The sequence below is a fragment of the Hymenobacter guriensis genome (genome assembly GCF_015773195.1).
Lineage (GTDB): Bacteria > Bacteroidota > Bacteroidia > Cytophagales > Hymenobacteraceae > Hymenobacter > Hymenobacter guriensis.
Genome location: NZ_JADWYK010000026.1, coordinates 1 through 16,648 on the forward strand (window position 1 = coordinate 1; position 16,648 = coordinate 16,648).

Annotated in this window: 20 protein-coding genes; 13 read left to right on the forward strand and 7 right to left on the reverse strand. The window is 59.8% G+C overall.

The features are described from left to right. Positions 1-94 precede the first annotated feature (94 nt). From I5L79_RS22780 to I5L79_RS22800, 5 genes are all read left to right on the forward strand, one after another. Complete coding sequence (locus I5L79_RS22780; RefSeq protein ID WP_196957404.1) at positions 95-700, forward strand: hypothetical protein; 606 nt, start codon at positions 95-97, stop codon at positions 698-700. Between the two features lie 237 nt (positions 701-937). Next, the gene (locus tag I5L79_RS22785) at positions 938-1,603 is read left to right on the forward strand and encodes a hypothetical protein (RefSeq protein WP_196957405.1); all 666 of its coding nucleotides are present in this window, start codon (positions 938-940) and stop codon (positions 1,601-1,603) included. A 781-nt stretch (positions 1,604-2,384) separates the two neighbouring features. After that, positions 2,385-3,083, forward strand: a complete 699-nt coding sequence (locus tag I5L79_RS22790) for a hypothetical protein (protein WP_196957406.1) — start codon at positions 2,385-2,387, stop codon at positions 3,081-3,083. A gap of 205 nt (positions 3,084-3,288) precedes the next feature. Next, entirely contained in the window at positions 3,289-3,828 is a 540-nt protein-coding gene (locus I5L79_RS22795) for a glycosyl-4,4'-diaponeurosporenoate acyltransferase CrtO family protein (protein ID WP_196957407.1), read from the forward strand. Between the two features lie 92 nt (positions 3,829-3,920). Beyond that, positions 3,921-4,586, forward strand: a complete 666-nt coding sequence (locus I5L79_RS22800) for a hypothetical protein (RefSeq protein ID WP_196957408.1) — start codon at positions 3,921-3,923, stop codon at positions 4,584-4,586. An 82-nt stretch (positions 4,587-4,668) separates the two neighbouring features. Here I5L79_RS22800 and I5L79_RS22805 read toward each other — a convergent pair whose 3' ends face one another. Continuing rightward, a complete protein-coding gene (locus tag I5L79_RS22805; RefSeq protein ID WP_196957409.1) occupies positions 4,669-5,091 on the reverse strand; it encodes a cupredoxin domain-containing protein in 423 nt (140 codons plus the stop codon). A gap of 285 nt (positions 5,092-5,376) precedes the next feature. Then, positions 5,377-5,787 carry a SpoIIAA family protein gene (locus I5L79_RS22810; protein WP_196957410.1) on the reverse strand — a complete coding sequence of 137 codons (411 nt, stop codon included), beginning with the start codon at positions 5,785-5,787 and terminating at the stop codon, positions 5,377-5,379. A 291-nt stretch (positions 5,788-6,078) separates the two neighbouring features. Between I5L79_RS22810 and I5L79_RS22815 the strand changes: the two genes are divergently transcribed. Further along, positions 6,079-6,246 carry a hypothetical protein gene (locus I5L79_RS22815; RefSeq protein WP_196957411.1) on the forward strand — a complete coding sequence of 56 codons (168 nt, stop codon included), beginning with the start codon at positions 6,079-6,081 and terminating at the stop codon, positions 6,244-6,246. Positions 6,247-6,267: 21 nt separating this feature from the next. Further along, complete coding sequence (locus tag I5L79_RS22820) at positions 6,268-6,477, forward strand: hypothetical protein (RefSeq protein ID WP_196957412.1); 210 nt, start codon at positions 6,268-6,270, stop codon at positions 6,475-6,477. Between the two features lie 76 nt (positions 6,478-6,553). Here the strand turns inward: I5L79_RS22820 and I5L79_RS22825 are convergent, their stop codons facing one another. Continuing rightward, on the reverse strand, positions 6,554-6,859 hold the full coding sequence (locus tag I5L79_RS22825; protein ID WP_196957413.1) for a hypothetical protein: 306 nt from the start codon (positions 6,857-6,859) through the stop codon (positions 6,554-6,556). 171 nt (positions 6,860-7,030) lie between these two features. After that, positions 7,031-8,686 carry an MFS transporter gene (locus tag I5L79_RS22830; protein WP_196957414.1) on the reverse strand — a complete coding sequence of 552 codons (1,656 nt, stop codon included), beginning with the start codon at positions 8,684-8,686 and terminating at the stop codon, positions 7,031-7,033. Between the two features lie 155 nt (positions 8,687-8,841). Between I5L79_RS22830 and I5L79_RS22835 the strand changes: the two genes are divergently transcribed. Together I5L79_RS22835 and I5L79_RS22840 are read left to right on the forward strand one after the other, a co-directional pair. Beyond that, on the forward strand, positions 8,842-9,201 hold the full coding sequence (locus I5L79_RS22835) for a VOC family protein (RefSeq protein WP_196957415.1): 360 nt from the start codon (positions 8,842-8,844) through the stop codon (positions 9,199-9,201). Positions 9,202-9,216: 15 nt separating this feature from the next. Next, complete coding sequence (locus I5L79_RS22840) at positions 9,217-9,807, forward strand: DUF4269 domain-containing protein (RefSeq protein WP_196957416.1); 591 nt, start codon at positions 9,217-9,219, stop codon at positions 9,805-9,807. A gap of 1 nt (position 9,808) precedes the next feature. Here the strand turns inward: I5L79_RS22840 and I5L79_RS22845 are convergent, their stop codons facing one another. Next, on the reverse strand, positions 9,809-10,696 hold the full coding sequence (locus I5L79_RS22845; protein ID WP_196957417.1) for a hypothetical protein: 888 nt from the start codon (positions 10,694-10,696) through the stop codon (positions 9,809-9,811). Positions 10,697-10,855: 159 nt separating this feature from the next. Between I5L79_RS22845 and I5L79_RS22850 the strand changes: the two genes are divergently transcribed. Continuing rightward, a complete protein-coding gene (locus tag I5L79_RS22850; RefSeq protein WP_196957418.1) occupies positions 10,856-11,827 on the forward strand; it encodes a fasciclin domain-containing protein in 972 nt (323 codons plus the stop codon). Positions 11,828-11,935: 108 nt separating this feature from the next. After that, a complete protein-coding gene (locus I5L79_RS22855) occupies positions 11,936-13,501 on the forward strand; it encodes an alpha/beta hydrolase family protein (RefSeq protein WP_196957419.1) in 1,566 nt (521 codons plus the stop codon). 105 nt (positions 13,502-13,606) lie between these two features. On the opposite strand, the gene I5L79_RS22860 is transcribed toward I5L79_RS22855, so the two are convergent. Next, positions 13,607-14,569 carry a ribonucleoside-diphosphate reductase small subunit gene (locus I5L79_RS22860; RefSeq protein WP_196957420.1) on the reverse strand — a complete coding sequence of 321 codons (963 nt, stop codon included), beginning with the start codon at positions 14,567-14,569 and terminating at the stop codon, positions 13,607-13,609. Between the two features lie 428 nt (positions 14,570-14,997). Between I5L79_RS22860 and rplU the strand changes: the two genes are divergently transcribed. Continuing rightward, the gene (gene rplU / locus I5L79_RS22865; protein ID WP_196957421.1) at positions 14,998-15,303 is read left to right on the forward strand and encodes a 50S ribosomal protein L21; all 306 of its coding nucleotides are present in this window, start codon (positions 14,998-15,000) and stop codon (positions 15,301-15,303) included. A 99-nt stretch (positions 15,304-15,402) separates the two neighbouring features. Continuing rightward, positions 15,403-15,705 (forward strand): 50S ribosomal protein L27, encoded by a 303-nt coding sequence (gene rpmA / locus I5L79_RS22870; protein WP_196957422.1) that lies wholly within the window; start codon positions 15,403-15,405, stop codon positions 15,703-15,705. 129 nt (positions 15,706-15,834) lie between these two features. Here rpmA and I5L79_RS22875 read toward each other — a convergent pair whose 3' ends face one another. After that, the gene (locus tag I5L79_RS22875; protein WP_196957423.1) at positions 15,835-16,608 is read right to left on the reverse strand and encodes a cyclase family protein; all 774 of its coding nucleotides are present in this window, start codon (positions 16,606-16,608) and stop codon (positions 15,835-15,837) included. Positions 16,609-16,648: the final 40 nt, after the last annotated feature.

Here is a 16,648-nt window from a genome sequence, read left to right on the forward strand (position 1 = left end):
TTGGATGCGCATTTTCTGGCCTTCGTTCATATTGCCGCAACTATACTCTGGTTGCGCGACTGTTAACACTTCCTAATACAGTGAAATTTCATGTATGCTTATCATCCTACTTTCTTTATTTCTAGACTTTGGCACCTCGGGTGATACGGGACTTGCTGGTATCGTGTGGTTAGCAACCTTTGTACTCTGGTTACCACAAATCTTGGTGATTTGGCTTGTTACAAAGTATAGAAAAGAGGTGCAACAAAGCCTCATCTCGAAGCCATTACTTTTGTTAATACCGCTTGCTCTATTCCTAAAGGCTGTTGTGTCCGCACCGGCCATTTTTCTATTATTGGTAGCATATTCGGATATACAGTGGAGTTTGTGGCTATTTATATTACTGCTACCAACAATTATGGGAATCATTAAAATTACAATAGATAATTACATCGATAAGAATTCTCAAAAAACCCACCCCCTTCCAAAGGCCTCTTATTCATCATTTCGGTTACGGCTTGTGCACGGAATCATTGGATTATCTATTATAGGCGCACTGGCTTTGATAATACAGAAAAATCAATCTCGCTCACCTGAGAAGACAAGTCACTATTTGCCGTGGTTGGATAACGCGGAGGAGCTCCAAGCAGAGCAAGCTCGCCGTGATTCAATTCTATTTATGGAGAAGTGGGGAGAGAAGAAAGTATATAACAAATGGTAGTTCCCGTTTATTATGAGTTGAGCCCAGCGTAACTCATAACCAGCCTTGAGGTGGATGCTGTATTTCCACTGCCACAGCAGCGGCAAACCGAAGCCGCGCCGCCCGGAAAAACCCGGGCGGCGCTTTTTGTTCAGATATGATAAGCCTAGCCTTCCAGAATGGGACAACCCGAGTTACGTTACATTCGCACCACATAAAAGCCACTTCCAATTTTTTTAAACATATTATCTGTAGCAGATGCGCCTGATTCTTACGTTCCTCTTGGCTTTGGTTAGCACTTGTTCTTTCGCTCAAAGCTCAGATTTCGATTCACCAGTACTTCGTAAGCTATTTGGCTTTCACGTGGGGTACAGCCAGTTTCACCTTTCGGGTTCTGATGCCGACCTACGTACCCAGTACTCCGAAATTAGCAATCAGCCTCTGCGGAGCATCACGGCAGGAATAGCGGGGCGACAACAGCTGTTTTCTGTTCTTTACTTACAAGAGGAGTTGAATTATGTTAGCAAAGGCGGGCAGTTTAAAAACTCCATTTTCATTTCCGATAAAGACCCCATTATCATTCGCTATCTGGAAGCGCCGGTTACGCTACGGCTAATGCTTCCTACCCTGGAGGGCCTTTTCATTCACGTGGAAGGCGGGGCTGCCCTTAACATTGCGCTGAATCAGCGCGAAATCAACCTAAATAATTATGTTCCCAACACCACATTTGAGCAACCAAATTTTATTGTTGCTCCTGTGTTGGGCGCTGGTCTTGATTTTCAGTATCATCAGCAGATCTTTTCTTTAGATATGCGCCGCACATGGGATACTAAAGACTTTTTCAGCCGTTCTTTTGGCAGTTCAGAATACTCCTTTCGTCATCAAGGATTCACCATCACAGCTGGCATGCTGCTAGGTAAATAGTATGCCACACCCACTGGCGTGGGTGCAATACCACTAAGCTAGTGGCCCGCCTGTGTGTTTGAGGTAGATGTATGTCCCACTTCCCCTACACCTACGGCAGCTATACTGTTTATCCCTGCTACATATCCATCAACCAGACCTGCTATGGGTACCTTCAACACGCTGCACACGGCAATCCAATGCCTCCAGTGCGGCCAAGTAACTCCTGCGCGCCTCCAGTTTAAGTTTGGCCACACGCGGCAACTTGACTATAAACTAGGCGACACGCTGCTATGGGGTGGGAACGACAGAGGTAGACCGGGCTTGCCTAGGGTCATGGTCTATGGAATTTTAGAGGACATAGAATGCCCGGCCTGCGGTGCAAAGCCCGTTGTTGAAGAATTTGATATCCATGTTGAGAACGATGTGCTGCTATCGGTAGCGCCTATGGTAAGTTATGAGCCTTACCTGCGAAGCGAGGATGGCGAGGGCACATGGGCAGTGGCGTAGTACCATTATAGTTGGTTGAGTAAGTAGTCTCCCCCGCCTCTCCCGCACCTGCGGCAGCCTTGGTTTACTGCGCCCCGGCCCCGACGCGTTGGTGGCAGCGGAGGGGCGCAGTTTCCCGGTCCCGAAACATTGGCGGCAGCCGTGGGGTGCGGTTTCCCGGCCCCCACGCATTGGTGGCAAGCCGGGGAAAATGCGCCCCAGCCCGGACGCATTGGTGGCCAGCCGGGGTGACTTGCTATTGGATGCGCATATCAATATATTCCGGCATTCAGTTACTTAATCCTCTTGTTTTATGTCAACTACCTCCTCCAATTCGGCGGCCGCGAGCCCGACGCCCGCTTCCAAACCCGTACGCCGCGCCCGGCAGCTTCCCGATGCGGCCCTGGCTTTGTCGGAGCTGGCTACCACGGCCGCCGGCAAGTGGCAGGGTGCCGAGCTGCCCGCCCTGCTCTGGCTCACGAAAGCCGATTTCGCGGCCCAGGCCACGGCCTTTGCCACCGCCTGCACCGCTGCCGGGGCGGCCGGCGACACCCGCAGCCCCCAGGCCGCCCGCCTCAAGGCCCTCGATAAGCAGCTGGACAGCGCTCTGGCTTTCGTAAAAAACTACCTGAAGGAAGAATTTCCCGACGCCAAGGCCTACTACGCCGAGTTCGGCATCGAGAAATTCAACAAAGGCTACCGCCTGTCCAAAGACCGCACCGAGCGCACGGCGGCCCTCACCAAGCTGCTGGCCGCCCTCGTCAAGTATAAGTTCGATAAGAAGAAGTACGGCACCGCCTTCTGGCAGCCCCTGGCCACCGAGTATGCCAGCCTGGTGTCGGCCAGCACCGAGGCAGCCGGCAGCCTTAGCGGCAAAGTAAGCACCAAGGTGCAGGGCGAGGAGAAAGTCCGCAAGGCCCTGCGCGCCCTCATCCACCACCTCAAAGCCAACTACCCCGATTCCTTCGAAGCCAAGCTGCGCGAATACGGCTTCCAGAAGGAAAGCTACTGAGCGACGGGGCGTGATTGGGCCCCGTCATGCTCCATCTGGCGTCCGCGAAGCCGCAGCATCTCTACCGCTTCGTTGCAGTGGTATTCCTACGAAGCGGTAGAGATGCTTCGACTTCGCTCAGCATGACACGCTAAAGACTTTTCAATACGCTGGTCTACAGAAACCAGGCGGCGTACTTTGGGGGATGATACCCGCTAAGCAACCTATGCAGCCTTCTCCGGCCCGACTGGCGTTCTACAACGCGGTGCCGTCGGTGCTGTGGTCGGTGCTGAGCCTGGGGCCGCTGAGCTTCTTTTGCTACCAGTATGTGGCCCGGCCGTGGCTGTACGGGCTGCTGGCCCTGAGTTTGCTGGCCTATGCCGTACCGAAAGCGTGGTTTAGCTGGTGGCAGTTAAGCCAGCGCCCGGCCGCCTATCGGCAGCTGGGCGTGCCGCTGGTGAACCACCTCGCCCAGCACGGCGGCCTGGTGAATGAATTGGTGCGGCGGCGCTACCCGCAGTACCGGCGGGTGCGGGGCCGGAGGTCGGGGGCCAGTCTGCGGGCCGAAAGCTACCATATGGAGCGGTTTCACGTGGCGGCCGGGGTGTTTTTCCTGCTCATGAGCGGCTACGCCGCCGCGCAGGGCCGCTGGGGCTGGGCCGCGCTGCTCGCCCTGCTCAACGTAGGCTACAACCTCTACCCCATCTGGCTGCAGCAGTACCTGCGCCTGCGCCTGGAGTTGGGCAGCCGGGACTTCCGGAGCTGAAGCAAGCCGTGCTGGCCGGAGCGGGTTTCTTTCCCAGAAGTGGCAACCTTACGCGCCCATTTGTACTCTCTGGTGCTATACTCCCCCCACATATGCCTACTTCTACTTCCCTTTATGCAGCCGGCCTGACGGCCCTGCTGCTTTTGCCCGCCACGGTCGTGCTGGCCCAGCAACCCAGTGAGCCCGCCTCGCGCTGGCACGTGGGGCTGGCGCCCGTGCTGGAGTTTCGCGCCTTTGTGGTGGACCACGAGTCGCACGGCTCTTATCTGCTGGGGGGCACTGGCTACGGCGCTTACTCCCTCACGCCCAATCTCACGGTGCAGGCCGGGGTGTTTCACGGCCGGGGTGGTACCCTGGACGACAACTTCGCCGATGATGGCACGCCCAAATACGTGCCCGTTTCCTATAAGGAGCAGGTGTGGGGCGTTCCGCTCACGCTGCGCTACCTGCTGTCGAAACCGGAGCGCCGGTTTCAGGTGGCGGGCTTGCTGGGCGTGAGTGTGTACCACATTCAGCAGACCCGCACCAACAACATCCTGCGCACCGACGTGAGCAGTGGAGGGTGGCAGCCCTACGTAACGAAGGCCCGGGCCGTAAATGGCTACCTCAACTTCGGGCTGGATTTCCGCTACGCCGTCAGCCCCCGGTGGAGCGTAGTAACCGACCTGACGGCCAACATGGTCATGAAGCAGATCGGGTATTATGGCATCGGCCCGGGCGCGAGCGGCGCGCTGGGGCTTGAGTACACCTTCCACTAACCGTAGCGCGTTCTGCACGCCACTTTGTAAGCATTGCCGGATGCGGGGGCTGCCCACGTGCAGCCCCCGCATCCGGCAATGCTTACTGCGCCGCCGAGGCTAGCATTTCTTTCGACTGGCGGGTTTTCACGGCGCGCACCACCAGCGGCAAGTCGGCGGCAGCCGGGGCTACCTGCACCGTATAGCGGTAGCAGTCTTTGCCCACGCGCACGACCAGGGCGTAGCGGCCGGCGGCCAGGTTGCGGAAATCAAAGCGGTGCCCGTAGGCTGGGGCGGCATACTGCTCTTTAAACAACAGTTGGCCGGTTTGTACACTCACCACCTGCACTGAGCCGCGCTGTTGGGCCGGGTTCTGGATGCGGATGCGCACGGTTTCGGCAGTGGGCGTTTCGAGCGTAACGGGGGTTTCCTGCTGGGCCTGGGTTGCGTGCGGGAAACTGAAGGCACCCAGCGCAAGCAGGCGGGGCAGAGCATAGCGGGCGGCGGAGACGAAAAGCGTTTTCATAGCAAGTGAGGAAAGAGAAAGTGGATGAAGGAAAGATGGTCTGCGGGGCGGTGTACAGTTCCGAACATCTTACCGGCCCGCTCCACTAACAGAAGCCAAGCGGCGTGCCAAACCAGCAAACTACTTTTTATCAACCACTTACCCGAAATACCCCGCTAATCCGTCCGTCATATTCTGTCCACTCCCGGGCGGTGCGTCCGGTTTCGTCGGGCCTGTAAGGGCAACCGCTATGCCTAAGCCAGCAGTTGCCGGCTTAGGTGATGTGGTGACCGGGTACGTGCGCCGCTAAGGCGTCATTGGCTGCCGGAGCAGCCAGGCTATGGCGGCGTCTTCGGTTTCGAAGGAGCGGTAGAGTAGCGGCTGGCCCTGCACCTGGGTGGTCACGTAGGCCGTAGCCAGGCGCACCATCACATCATTGGAAACCAGCACGGCGCCGTGCCGGTAGCCCGCTTGCACGGCCTGCGGCAGCCAGTGCCGGGCCACCCAGGTTTGCTCCTGGGGTGAGAAGGGCAGCATCTGGCGCTGATCAATGAAGATGCGGCTCCAGCCGTGCCGCTGCAGGGCCGCCTGCATGTGCGTAAACAGGGCCTGCGCATCGTGGGGGCCGCGTGGGCGGCCGGTCCATACTACCCGCAGAAAGCCGGCCGGGTCTTCCAGCAGCCGGCCGGCGGCATTTTCGAAATACAGCAGAGACAAGGGGGAAGCTTCTTACTACGTGACGCCCTATAAGCCGCTGGCATGGATAAGTGTTTTGCCCGGTCCAGCGCAACGGTAAGCAACCAGGCAGCCAGGACTGAAAAACGAACAACGCACTTAGCCTGCCAGGCGCCGGTAACTACCTGAAAATGCGCGGCCTCACATCATTATGTGAACAGGCCCAGGCAACTGTTGGGAAGAGAATAGCAGTCTATAGGAACAGAAACGGGCCAGGGCCTTCGGGTGCGGCCGCTTCTGCTCCAACCTCCAACCTTTTTTCTTCCTACCTCTATGAAAACGCTTCTGCAAACCTCCTCCCGCTTCGCTCTGCTGGCTACCATAATCGGCCTGGGCTTCACTCACACTGCCCAGGCGCAGGTTGTGGCTGCTTCGGCGCCCGCCTACGTCAGCAAAATCACCGACAACGTATATGTCCTGCGCATCAGCAACCCGGCCTAGCAGAAAGGCCAGGTACAGATTGTGCGCCTGCGCGACGGCGCCAAGCTGTATCAGCGCTTCTGCGCCGCGCCCTCGTTCGGCATGAAGCTGAACGTGCGCGACCTGGTAGGCGAGCGGTACGAGTTTGTGGTAACGCTGGGCCAGAAAACCTACCGCTATCCGCTGAACCTGGCCCCGGAGGCCTATCAATCCACTACGCCTACCCTGGTTGCCTCAGCCCAGCCCAAGTAGCCGATACTGGCCATAACGCAATCAGCCGCAGACCCAGTGCTGGATCTGCGGCTGATTGCGTTAGAAGGAGCAGCTGTTACGGCTGCGGCTTCGGAGGCATCTTCACATCGGGTGCATCTACCCGAATGACGCCGCGCCGAACCGGGGCAGCCTTCTGCTGGCGCTTGGCTTTCCGACGGGCGGCCCAGCGCTTAAACAGGCCGCGCTTGCGCTTTTTCTTGCTGCTGTTACCTCGGTAGCGCTTGTAGTTGGGCCGGTGGATCTTAGGCGGGCTAAGGACGGCCGCTTCGATGGTGGCGCTGGCGGCCGGGGCCGCCGCTACAGTGTCCGGGTCTACTACCATCAGCAGCGCCAACAGCAGCAAAAGCAAAAGTTTGGGCATAAGCCGGAAAGAATGGTGATGCAGCCCGGTACGCAGCCCGCACGCTACACGTTGTGTGGAAGACTTCATCGGTGGCAGGCGGGCTGCGGCCAGCCAAGCCGATGACCTGATTTTGCCCCGTGGGAGCAAATACAGGGCCGTATTTTACACTTTTCGCCGGCAGCCGCCGAACTACTGCTGCCCCTGCATGTTCTCAACGTTGGTGGGCACCTCGATATTGGCGGTTTTGGGGAAAGCCAGAAAGTGTGTGACGCGTGGCGGCTCGGGCCCAACGTGGAACTGGCGCACCTGCGCCCGCACCACGGCATCGTCGCGGGTGAAGCGCTGGTGCTGGCGCTCATGCTCGCCCCAGGTGGCCACGTAAAAGAACTCCGTAATGCACTCGGGCCGGGTTAGATCGGTAAAAACGCCGGCCCGCATGGCGCCGTCGCGCAGGCGCAGGCGGGTAAGCTGGGCCGCTGCCTGTCGGAAAGCGGGCTGGTCGGCCACGGGCACCCGGTACTCCACCATCACCACCACCGGGCCGTCATCGGGGTCGATATCGGCGTGGACGTTGGGCACGGGAAACGTGCCGGCAGGCGTGAAGTCGAGGTTTTCGGCGGGGCGCAGCGGAAACGGCAGCGCCAGGGCCATGCTCACCAGCATCCAGCCGGCCGCCCCCAGCAGCGCCAGTGGCAAACTTACCCGGTCGGCCAGCTCACCCCAGACGATGCTGCCCAGCGCCAGCCCCGCCTGGAAAACCAGCATATAGATGCTTACCACCCGCGCCTGCACCCACTTGGGCACGTGCAGCTGCACGGTGGTGCTGAAGCTTGTCATCACCATCAGCCAGGCAATGCCCGACAGCAGCATGAGCGGATACAGCCAGTACACCGACGGGATGAAGGCCAGCCCCAGGTTGGTACCCACGAAAACCAGCGTACCCAGCAGCACCCGCTGGTTGAACGACAGGCGGTGCCCGGCCCGCCCCATCAGAAACGCCCCGGTGATGGCGCCCGCCCCCAGCCATGAGAGCAGCACGCCGTAGGAGCCCGAGCTGAGCATGAGCCGCCGCGCCGTCACCACCGAGAGCAGCGCCCACATAGCACTGGCCCCGAAGGAAAAGGCAAACGTGCGCACCAGCACGGCATAGATGGCCGGCGAGTACTGCACGTAGCGCAGGCCCGCGCGCAGGGCTCCGGTAAAGTTTTCGGCCGGGCCATTGGTGACGGTTTCGGCCCGCTTCCAGTTGTAGACCACCGCCCAGGTAGCCGCAAACGACAGCCCGTTGAGCAGAAACACGTAGCCTGGCGAGTAGTACGCAATGATGACCCCGCCCACGGCCGGCCCAATGGCCCGCGCAATGTTGTTGCTGACGCCGTTGAGCGTGATGGCGAAAGGCAGTACCGGCCGCGGCACCAGCTCCGTGGTTACGGTTTGCCAGATGGGCGCATTCACGGCTGCCCCGATGCCGAGAATAAAGGTGAAGGCCAGTACGCCAAGCGCCGAAATTTCGCCCAGCAGCGTAAGCGTACCCAGCAGCAGCGCCACAACGCCCATAAAGCTTTGCGTGACGAGCAGCAGTTTGCGCCGGTCAATCAGGTCGCCGATGGCGCCGGCGGGCATACTTAGCAGAAAGGACGGGAGGCTGGTAGCTGTCTGCATCAGGGCTACCAGCAGGGCCGAGGTAGTGAGCGTGGTGACGAGCCACACGCCGGCCACGTTCTGCATCCAAGTACCGATGTTGGATACCACGGAGGCAATCCAGATGGCCCGAAAAATGGCGTAGGTGAAGGGCGTGGTGAGGGAGAGGCGGGGCTCAGGGGAGGCGGCAGTAGCAGCGGACATGGCATCACAAAAAGAAAAACCGGCAGTGGGCGGAGTACCCCGGGCCGGCCTCCTGCCTACGGCGCGCGGCCGGCCCGGGGTTGCGAACCGCTACGGATAGAACAACTCAGGTCCCAAATGCGCTATCTTGCCCGCCCATATCTTTCCAGCTTTCTATGTTTCAAGGGCTGCGCACCGTGTTATACACCGCCGAAAACCTATCCGAGGCCGTGGCCTGGTACCGCTCCGTGCTGGGCGAGGAGCCCTACTTCAACGAGCCGTACTACGCCGGCTTCAACGTGGGCGGCTACGAGCTGGGGTTGGTGCCCGACGGCGCTACCGGGGCGGGTGGGCAGGTGGCCTACTGGGGCGTGCCCGATGCCAAAGCCGCGTTTGCCCGCCTGCTGGCCCTGGGCGCCACCTCGCACGAAGCGGTGCACGATGTGGGCGGCGGCATTCGGCTGGGCACGGTGCTCGACCCATTTGCCAATGTACTGGGCGTCATCCAGAACCCCCACTTCCAGCTACCCGCCTGAAACTCAAGCCAGCAGATGCGCAACTGGCACGACCTGGACTACCTGCGCGCCGGCACCGTGCGGCAGCAGCAAGCCTACACTGCCCTCCACAACTCGGGCATCTGGCGCCTGCTCGCCGGGTTTACGCCGGTGCTGGCCGGCACCGTGCCACTGGATGTGGACACGCCCGCCAGCGACCTGGACGTGCTGTGCGAAGTGCCGACTACGGCTACAGAGGCGTTTCAGGCGCTGCTGCGGCAGCACTTCGGCGTCCAGCCAGGCTTTACGCTCACACAGCGGGTTATCAACGGGCTTGCTACCACTCTTTGCCGGTTTCAGCAGGATGGCTTTGCAGTGGAAATCTTCGGGCAGGCCCGGCCGGTAGTGGCGCAGCAGGGCTTCCGGCACCTGATAATAGAAGACCGGATACTGCGCCTGGGCGGTCCCGCGTGGCGGGCGGCGGTGCGCCAACTCAAGCAGCAGGGCCTGAAAACGGAACCCGCCTTTGCTCAATTGCTGGGCCTGGCCGGTAACTCCTACGAGGCCTTACTGGATTTGGAAGCCCTTACCGAACTGGAACTCCAGGCCCTGGTAATGGCCCGCGCGGCGTTTATCCGGAACCAGTAGCTTAAAAGTTGTAGGCAACGCCCAACGAGCCGGCCGTAGCCTTGCCGATGTTGCGGCCCGCCACGTAGGTGCTGGCGCCCAGCACTACGCCTACTCCTTTGGCTACGGGCCGGAAGATGCTGCCCCCCAGGCGCACGTAATCGACGCGGGTGGCGGTGAAGTTGCCGTCGAAGCCCGGCTGCACAATGTCGGTGCCGGTGCTGGCCGACTTCTGGAAGGAAGCCCAGGCTTCGGCGTAGAACTTTATGCCGGCGTACCCGGCTTTGGTTTCGGCCACGAAGGCATTGGGCACCCGGCCGCTGCGCAGGCTGTAGCCTGCCTGCCCGGTCAGAAACACCCCGCTGGGCGTTTTGATGTGCGCCACGCCCAGGGTAGTGAGCTTGGTGGCGCGGTTGCCAATGGCAATGATGTACTGCAGCCCGTCGGCTGATTTATAGTCGCTCAGCGGCGTGCTCACGCCCACGGAGCCGAGCAGATCCAGCTGGCTGCTGCCTATTTCCGTCGTGAAGCTCTTGAACTTTAGGAAGGCCGATAGATCCTGAAAGCCCTGGCGCCGGTTCACGTAGCCCTGGTCCTTCAGCACATTATCGTCGGCCTGGCCTTCGGAGCGGATGTAGGGCAGACTCACCACCGCCTCAATCTTGTCCGTGAGGCCGTAGTTGGCAAACAAACTGATGGACGACACGTGGATTTTCTTGAAAATGGGCACGTCAACTCTTTCCGGCACCAGATACGCCGTGGTATAGCGTTCCTGAGTGCCCGTTACGGCCACCGAGCCGTGGCCTTTGCCGGCCATAAAGCCGGTGATGATGCTTTGCGCCTGCGTGCGCGGGGCAGCCGCCAGCAGGGCCAGGGCAGCCAGGCCGGCAAAGGAGTAGGAGTGTTGCATGGAAGTGTGTAGAAAAGCAGAGGCCGACGATGTACGCAGCCAGTTGAACAGCGGATTGTGTAGCTCAACAAATCCGCCCGTCCGGGACTTTCGTTTGTATGCCGCTGCTGCCTGGCCCGGCACATCGGCTTCGCCTTCTTCCTTCTTACCTCCTATTGTATGGCTCACTTTTTACTCCGCCGGTTGGGCGGTCTGCTCTGTGGCGGTCTGCTGCTGCTGAGCTGCTCGTCGCCCGATACTGACCCTTCTATTGCCGCCCTGGCCGTAGCCAACCCTGACTTTCAGGTGCTGGAGGATGCCGCCGTGCGCGGGGGTGTGGTCGAGCTGCTGTCCAACAAAAATCCGGCCCCGCAGAGCAACGGGTATTTCACGGTATTCGCGCCTACCAACGCGGCCTTTGCCCGCCTGGGCCTGCGGCAGGCTTCCGATCTGCTGGCCCTGCAGCTGCCTTTCCTGCAAAGCACCCTCTACTACCATGTAGCCAACGGCAACCTGAACAGCAGCACCCTGCAGGCCGGAGCCTCGTCGAACTCGGCGCTGGGCGTGCCGCGCCGCTACATCCTACGCGGCAACGATTTGTACGTGAATGGCTCCCGCATCGTGGCCACGGATATTTTCACCGCCAACGGCACTGTGCACGCCGTGGATAAAGTGCTGCTGGCCACCGGGGCTGATATTGTGCAGTCGGCCCTGGCCCTGAGCCAGAGCAAGGTGTTTGTGCAGCCCGAGCTGACGTACCTGGTAGAGGCCGTGCTGTACTGCGACCTGGCCAGCGCGCTTTCCGAAGGCAGCCCGGAGTACACCGTATTTGCGCCCACTGATGCCGCCTTCCGGGAGCTGGGCACCCTGCTGAACGTGCCGCTCGACAAGCCCGCCGACATCCGTAACCTTCCCAAGGACGTGGTAACGAAAGTATTGCTGAACCACGTGGTGCCCACGGCGCAGTTTACGCCGGAGCTGCCGGCCACGGCCACGGCCCTGAGCGGCAGCAAGCTCACGTTCGGTCCCTTCACGGATGGCGTGCTGACGGTCAGGGGCCCCGGCAACCAAGCCGCCGCCAACATGGCTATTCCTGATGTGCAGTGCACCAACGGGGTAGTACACGTTATCGACCGGGTACTGCTACCATAAGCCACTGAACCTGCCGGGCGGAAAAAGTACTTTACGTAGGCAGGTTGTGAACCAGCCCGGCAGTGGTTACCTTACAGGTTGCTAGTACACCCTGCCTTCTTTGCCGGAATGAAATCCTTGTTTGCCTGCCTGTGCTGGGGCTGCCTGTTGAGCCTTGCGGCCTTGCAGTCGGCTTCAGCCCAACCCACACCTGCTGCCGTTTCTCCAGCCACCAAGCGCCTGCCCTTAGAGGGCCAGTGGCAGGGCCCGCTGCCCGTCCCCGGCGGTAAGCTCGATGTGCGCATTGCCATTACGGAGCTGGCCAACAACGCCTACTTTGCCACGCTCGATGTGCCCCAGCAGCGCCTGAGCCGCGTGCCCATGGAGGTTAAGGTGCAGGGCGACACCGTTACGTTTTCCTCGGCGGAGGTGGGCTGCCGCTTTGTAAGCCGCCGCCAGCCCGATGGCCCTAAGCTGGTAGGCCAGTGGGAGCAACCGGGCTACAAGACGGCGCTTATCCTGCAGTACTCCCCCCTGCCGCCTCCTCCCAAGAACTTCAAGTTTCAGCCGCCTTACCGCATCGAGGAAGTCACTATCACAGTGCCGGCCGACGGAGTGAAGCTGAGCGGCACCCTTACTACGCCCGCCGGCCAGGGGCCTTTCCCGGCCGTAGTGCTGCTTTCGGATATGGGCCCGCAAACCCGCGACGCCGCTTTTGCCGACTACAATCTGTTCGGTGGCATTGCCGATTACCTGACGCGTCACCGCGTGGCCGTGCTGCGCTTCGATGACCGGGGCGTAGGCCGCTCTGCTGGCGACTCCCGCCTGATAACCACGCCCCTGCGGGTGCAGGACGCCCAGGCAGCACTCAATTTCCTGCGGGCCCGCCCCCTACTCGATGTAACCCGCCTGGGGCTGCTGGGCCACGGTGAAGGCGCCAACGTAGCCCTGCTGGCCGCTGCCCAGCCGCTGCCGCCGGCTTTTGTGGTTTCGTTGGCGGCGGCTGGTGTGCCCGGCCGCGAGCATCTGGCCTACCAGCAGGCCCTGGGTCGCGCCGACGGCCAGCCCGATACCGCGCAGGCCAACGAGACCCGTCGGCAGGAGCTGCAGTTGCAGGATATCCGGCGGCAGGCCGAAAAAATGCGGGCCTCCGGGGCCAACTCTGCCCAGGTGGAAACCTTTCTGGCCCAGCAGCAGATGCGCCAGCGCAGCGCTCAGAAAAAGCAGATTGAAGCCAACCTGAAAAAGCAGCAGACCCTGATTGACGTGGTACGCCAGACGCCCGACAACACCCAGGCCCGCGCTATTCTGGAAAATATGCTTCGGCAGTTCTACCCCACTATGGCAGCGGCCCAGGTGCTGTCCACCGCCGAGTGGATGACTACTCCCTGGTACCGCTACTACCTCGATTTCAACCCGCTTCAGGGTCTGGCAGGCGTGCGGTGCCCGGTGCTGCTGCTCCACGGCACCGAGGATGTACAAGTAAATCCCGCCGTTAACTTAGCACCGCTGGAAAAAAACCTGAAAGGCTCCATCAGCCTCACGGTAAAGCGCTTGGAAGGGCTCAACCACCAGTTTCAGCCACCTATGGCAGACTGGCCTCTGGTAGGCGGCCAGTCGCAGCCCGTGTTTTCGCCGGTAGCCCTTGAAACCATTCACGACTGGATCCTGCCTACAACGCAGACAGCCAAGTGATACCAGCTTCAGCTTAAAATAAAAAGCTCCTGACTGCGGTCAGGAGCTTTTTTGTTATCAGGATCAGTGGCCAAGCTACGGTTGAGCGCACAGGCCTTACGGACCTTAAAAGTCCTCGTCGAGTGAGAAGGCGTTTTCGGTCCGCTCGCTCATCACGCCGGCTTTCTGGTACTCGGCCACGCGCTTCTCGAAGAAGTTGGTTTTGCCCTGCAGCGAAATCATTTCCATGAAGTCGAAGGGGTTGGAGGCGTTGTATATCTTGCTGTAGCCCAGGCTCTGGAGCAGGCGGTCAGCCACAAACTCGATGTACTCGCTCATGCTCTTGGCGTTCATCCCGATGAGGTTCACCGGCAGCGCGTCGGTTACGAACTCCTGCTCGATTTGTACCGCGTCGCGGATGATGGCGTGCACGCGGGCCTCGGGCAGCTTGTTTTGCAGGTGCTGATCGTAGAGCAGACAGGCAAAGTCGCAGTGCAGGCCCTCGTCGCGCGAAATCAGCTCGTTGGAGAAGGTCAGGCCGGGCATCAGGCCGCGCTTTTTCAGCCAGAAGATGGAGCAGAACGAGCCCGAAAAGAAGATTCCTTCTACGGCCGCAAAGGCAATAAGCCGCTCCGTGAAGTTTTCGGAGTTGATCCACTTAATGGCCCACTCGCCTTTTTTCTTCACGCAGGGCACCGTTTCCAGCGCGTTGAAGAGGCGGTCCTTTTCCTTGGGGTCTTTGATGTAGGTGTCAATCAGCAGGGAGTAGGTTTCGGAGTGGATGTTTTCCATCATCACCTGGAAGCCATAGAAGCAACGCGCCTCGGCCATCTGCACTTCCTGCATGAAGTTCACGGCCAGGTTTTCGTTCACGATGCCATCGGAGGCGGCGAAGAACGCCAGCACGTGCGAAATGAAGTGCCGCTCCCCATCGTTGAGGTTGTCCCAGTCTTTCTGGTCCTGAGAAAGGTCGATTTCCTCGGCCGTCCAGAAGGATGCTTCGGCCTTTTTGTACATCTGCCACACATCATTATGCTGGATGGGGAAGAGCACGAAACGGTTCGGGTTTTCGGTGAGCAGCGGTTCCATAGGCAAGCAAAACAGGAAGTAGAACGTAGAAAATTGACCCGCGCAGGTCGGGATGCCAACCTCGCGCCAAGCCGGATTGTTTCGGGCGAAGTACCCGGCGGGCGCGCAGCGTTGAAAGCCAAAGATAAGCCGGTACTTAGGGCTGCGCGGTGTTTTTTGTGTGTTAAATTTTGCGTATGCCTCTAAGCTGCTGCCCATTGCCGGGTGGCCGGAAAGGGGACTGTTTGCTAAAAGTTGTCCACATTTTGAGTGTGGACAATGCAACTTATCCACAAATTTACTATTCGCGTACCTGCCGGCGCGTCCTTATCAGCGGTATTCGATGGAAGTCGGGAGCGGTGGGGTAATGATGATTAATGAGTTAGGTTTGGAAATATGAAACCGTACTCGTACTTTTGCCTTCCATTTTCCAAACCGCGAAGACGCCGATGTACGCAATCGTCACCATAGCTGGCAAGCAGACCAAGGTCGAAGCCGATAAATTTGTTTACACCCATAAGCTGGCTGGCAACGTCGGCGACAAGGTAGAGTTGGGCAAGGCCCTGCTGACTGACAACAACGGTGAGCTGACCATCGGCGCCCCGTTGCTGGACGTAGCCGTGACCGGCACTATCCTGGCGCACGTGAAGGGCGACAAGGTGTTGGTGTTTCACAAGAAGCGCCGCAAGGGCCACCGCAAGCTGAACGGTCACCGTCAGCACTTCACCAAAGTAATGATTAACAGCATCGGCTAATTTGATAGGTTTTCAGTTGCTGGTTTCTGATTGCTAGTTGAATGGCATTTAGAAATAAGCGAACTAAAAATCATCAACCAGCCACTTCTCTAAAATACCATGGCACACAAGAAAGGCGTCGGTAGCTCCAATAACGGCCGCGAATCGCATTCCAAGCGTCTCGGCGTGAAAATCTTCGGCGGGCAGGATATCATTGCCGGCAACATCATCGTGCGTCAGCGCGGCACCAAGCACCACCCCGGCCAGAACGTGGGTATCGGCAAGGACCACACGCTGTTCGCTATGATTGACGGCACCGTTCAGTTCCGCAAAGGCCGCAAAGACCGTTCGTTTGTATCGGTTGTACCGGTTGACGTAGACGCCGCAGAAGTACACACCTCGGCCACGGTTTCGGCCGAGTAAGGCAAGTAGTTTCTTTTCGACCTTTCCGGCTTCTCAGCTTACGCAGGTTCGATAGTTGACTTCAACTTGGCAAGGGCGCTCCACACCGGAGCGCCCTTGCTGTGTTTCACCTGGCTCTGTTCCTCGAAATCAGGCCGGCGTGAGGGCGTAGAGCACAGGCTTGCTGGGGCTGGCGTCCAGCTCCAGGCTCGTAACCTGCAGATTGATCAGGTACAGGCCGTCGGCTACGGCATCGGGCACAAAGATAAGCTCGGTGATGGTGGCCGCTTGGCGCGTGGCGTGGGGGTACTGCCAGAACGCGTGGTGAGCCAGTAACTCGCCTCCATCCTCCTCGCGGTCTACGCTGGGCAGATCCAGCAGCAGATGCCCGATGCCCTGATCGGCCAACCAATGCGCCAAGGCGGGCTCCAGGTAGGTGGGGTTGGTGCCCGAATACTGGTAGGTGCGCTTGCCTTGGTGGTTGGGCAGGGTGCGCAGGATAAGGGCTTCGGGTTGGCCAGCCGTGGCCGGGCCGCCGGCCAACTCCCGCTGCACATCAGCCAGCAGTACTACCAGGTCGCCATTGGGCTGCAAGCGCGGCTCTACCGATACCAGCCGGGCCACGAACAGGAAACGGCGCAGGTGGTGGTTGAGCGTAGCGGTGGGGTCGGGGCTGATATGGCCGTAGCACTCGGTATGGGTGCCATTGCCGTGGGGCGTGAGGTGTACGCGCTGGTAGTTGGTGCTGCCGCCCTGAGCCACGCTGCCCACGAAGGAGCCTACCCGAATAACATCGAACTGCACTGGCTCGGCCCAGAAGCAGTTCACCTGCTGCTCGCCCGGCGCCAGCGGCAGCGAAATATCCAGCGGCTGGCTGGGGTCGAAATGGTAGGCGCGGCCCTGATACGGATAGGTAGGAAGCATGGTCTTTCGTGAAGCGGTAACAGTAACAGGGGTGACAAGG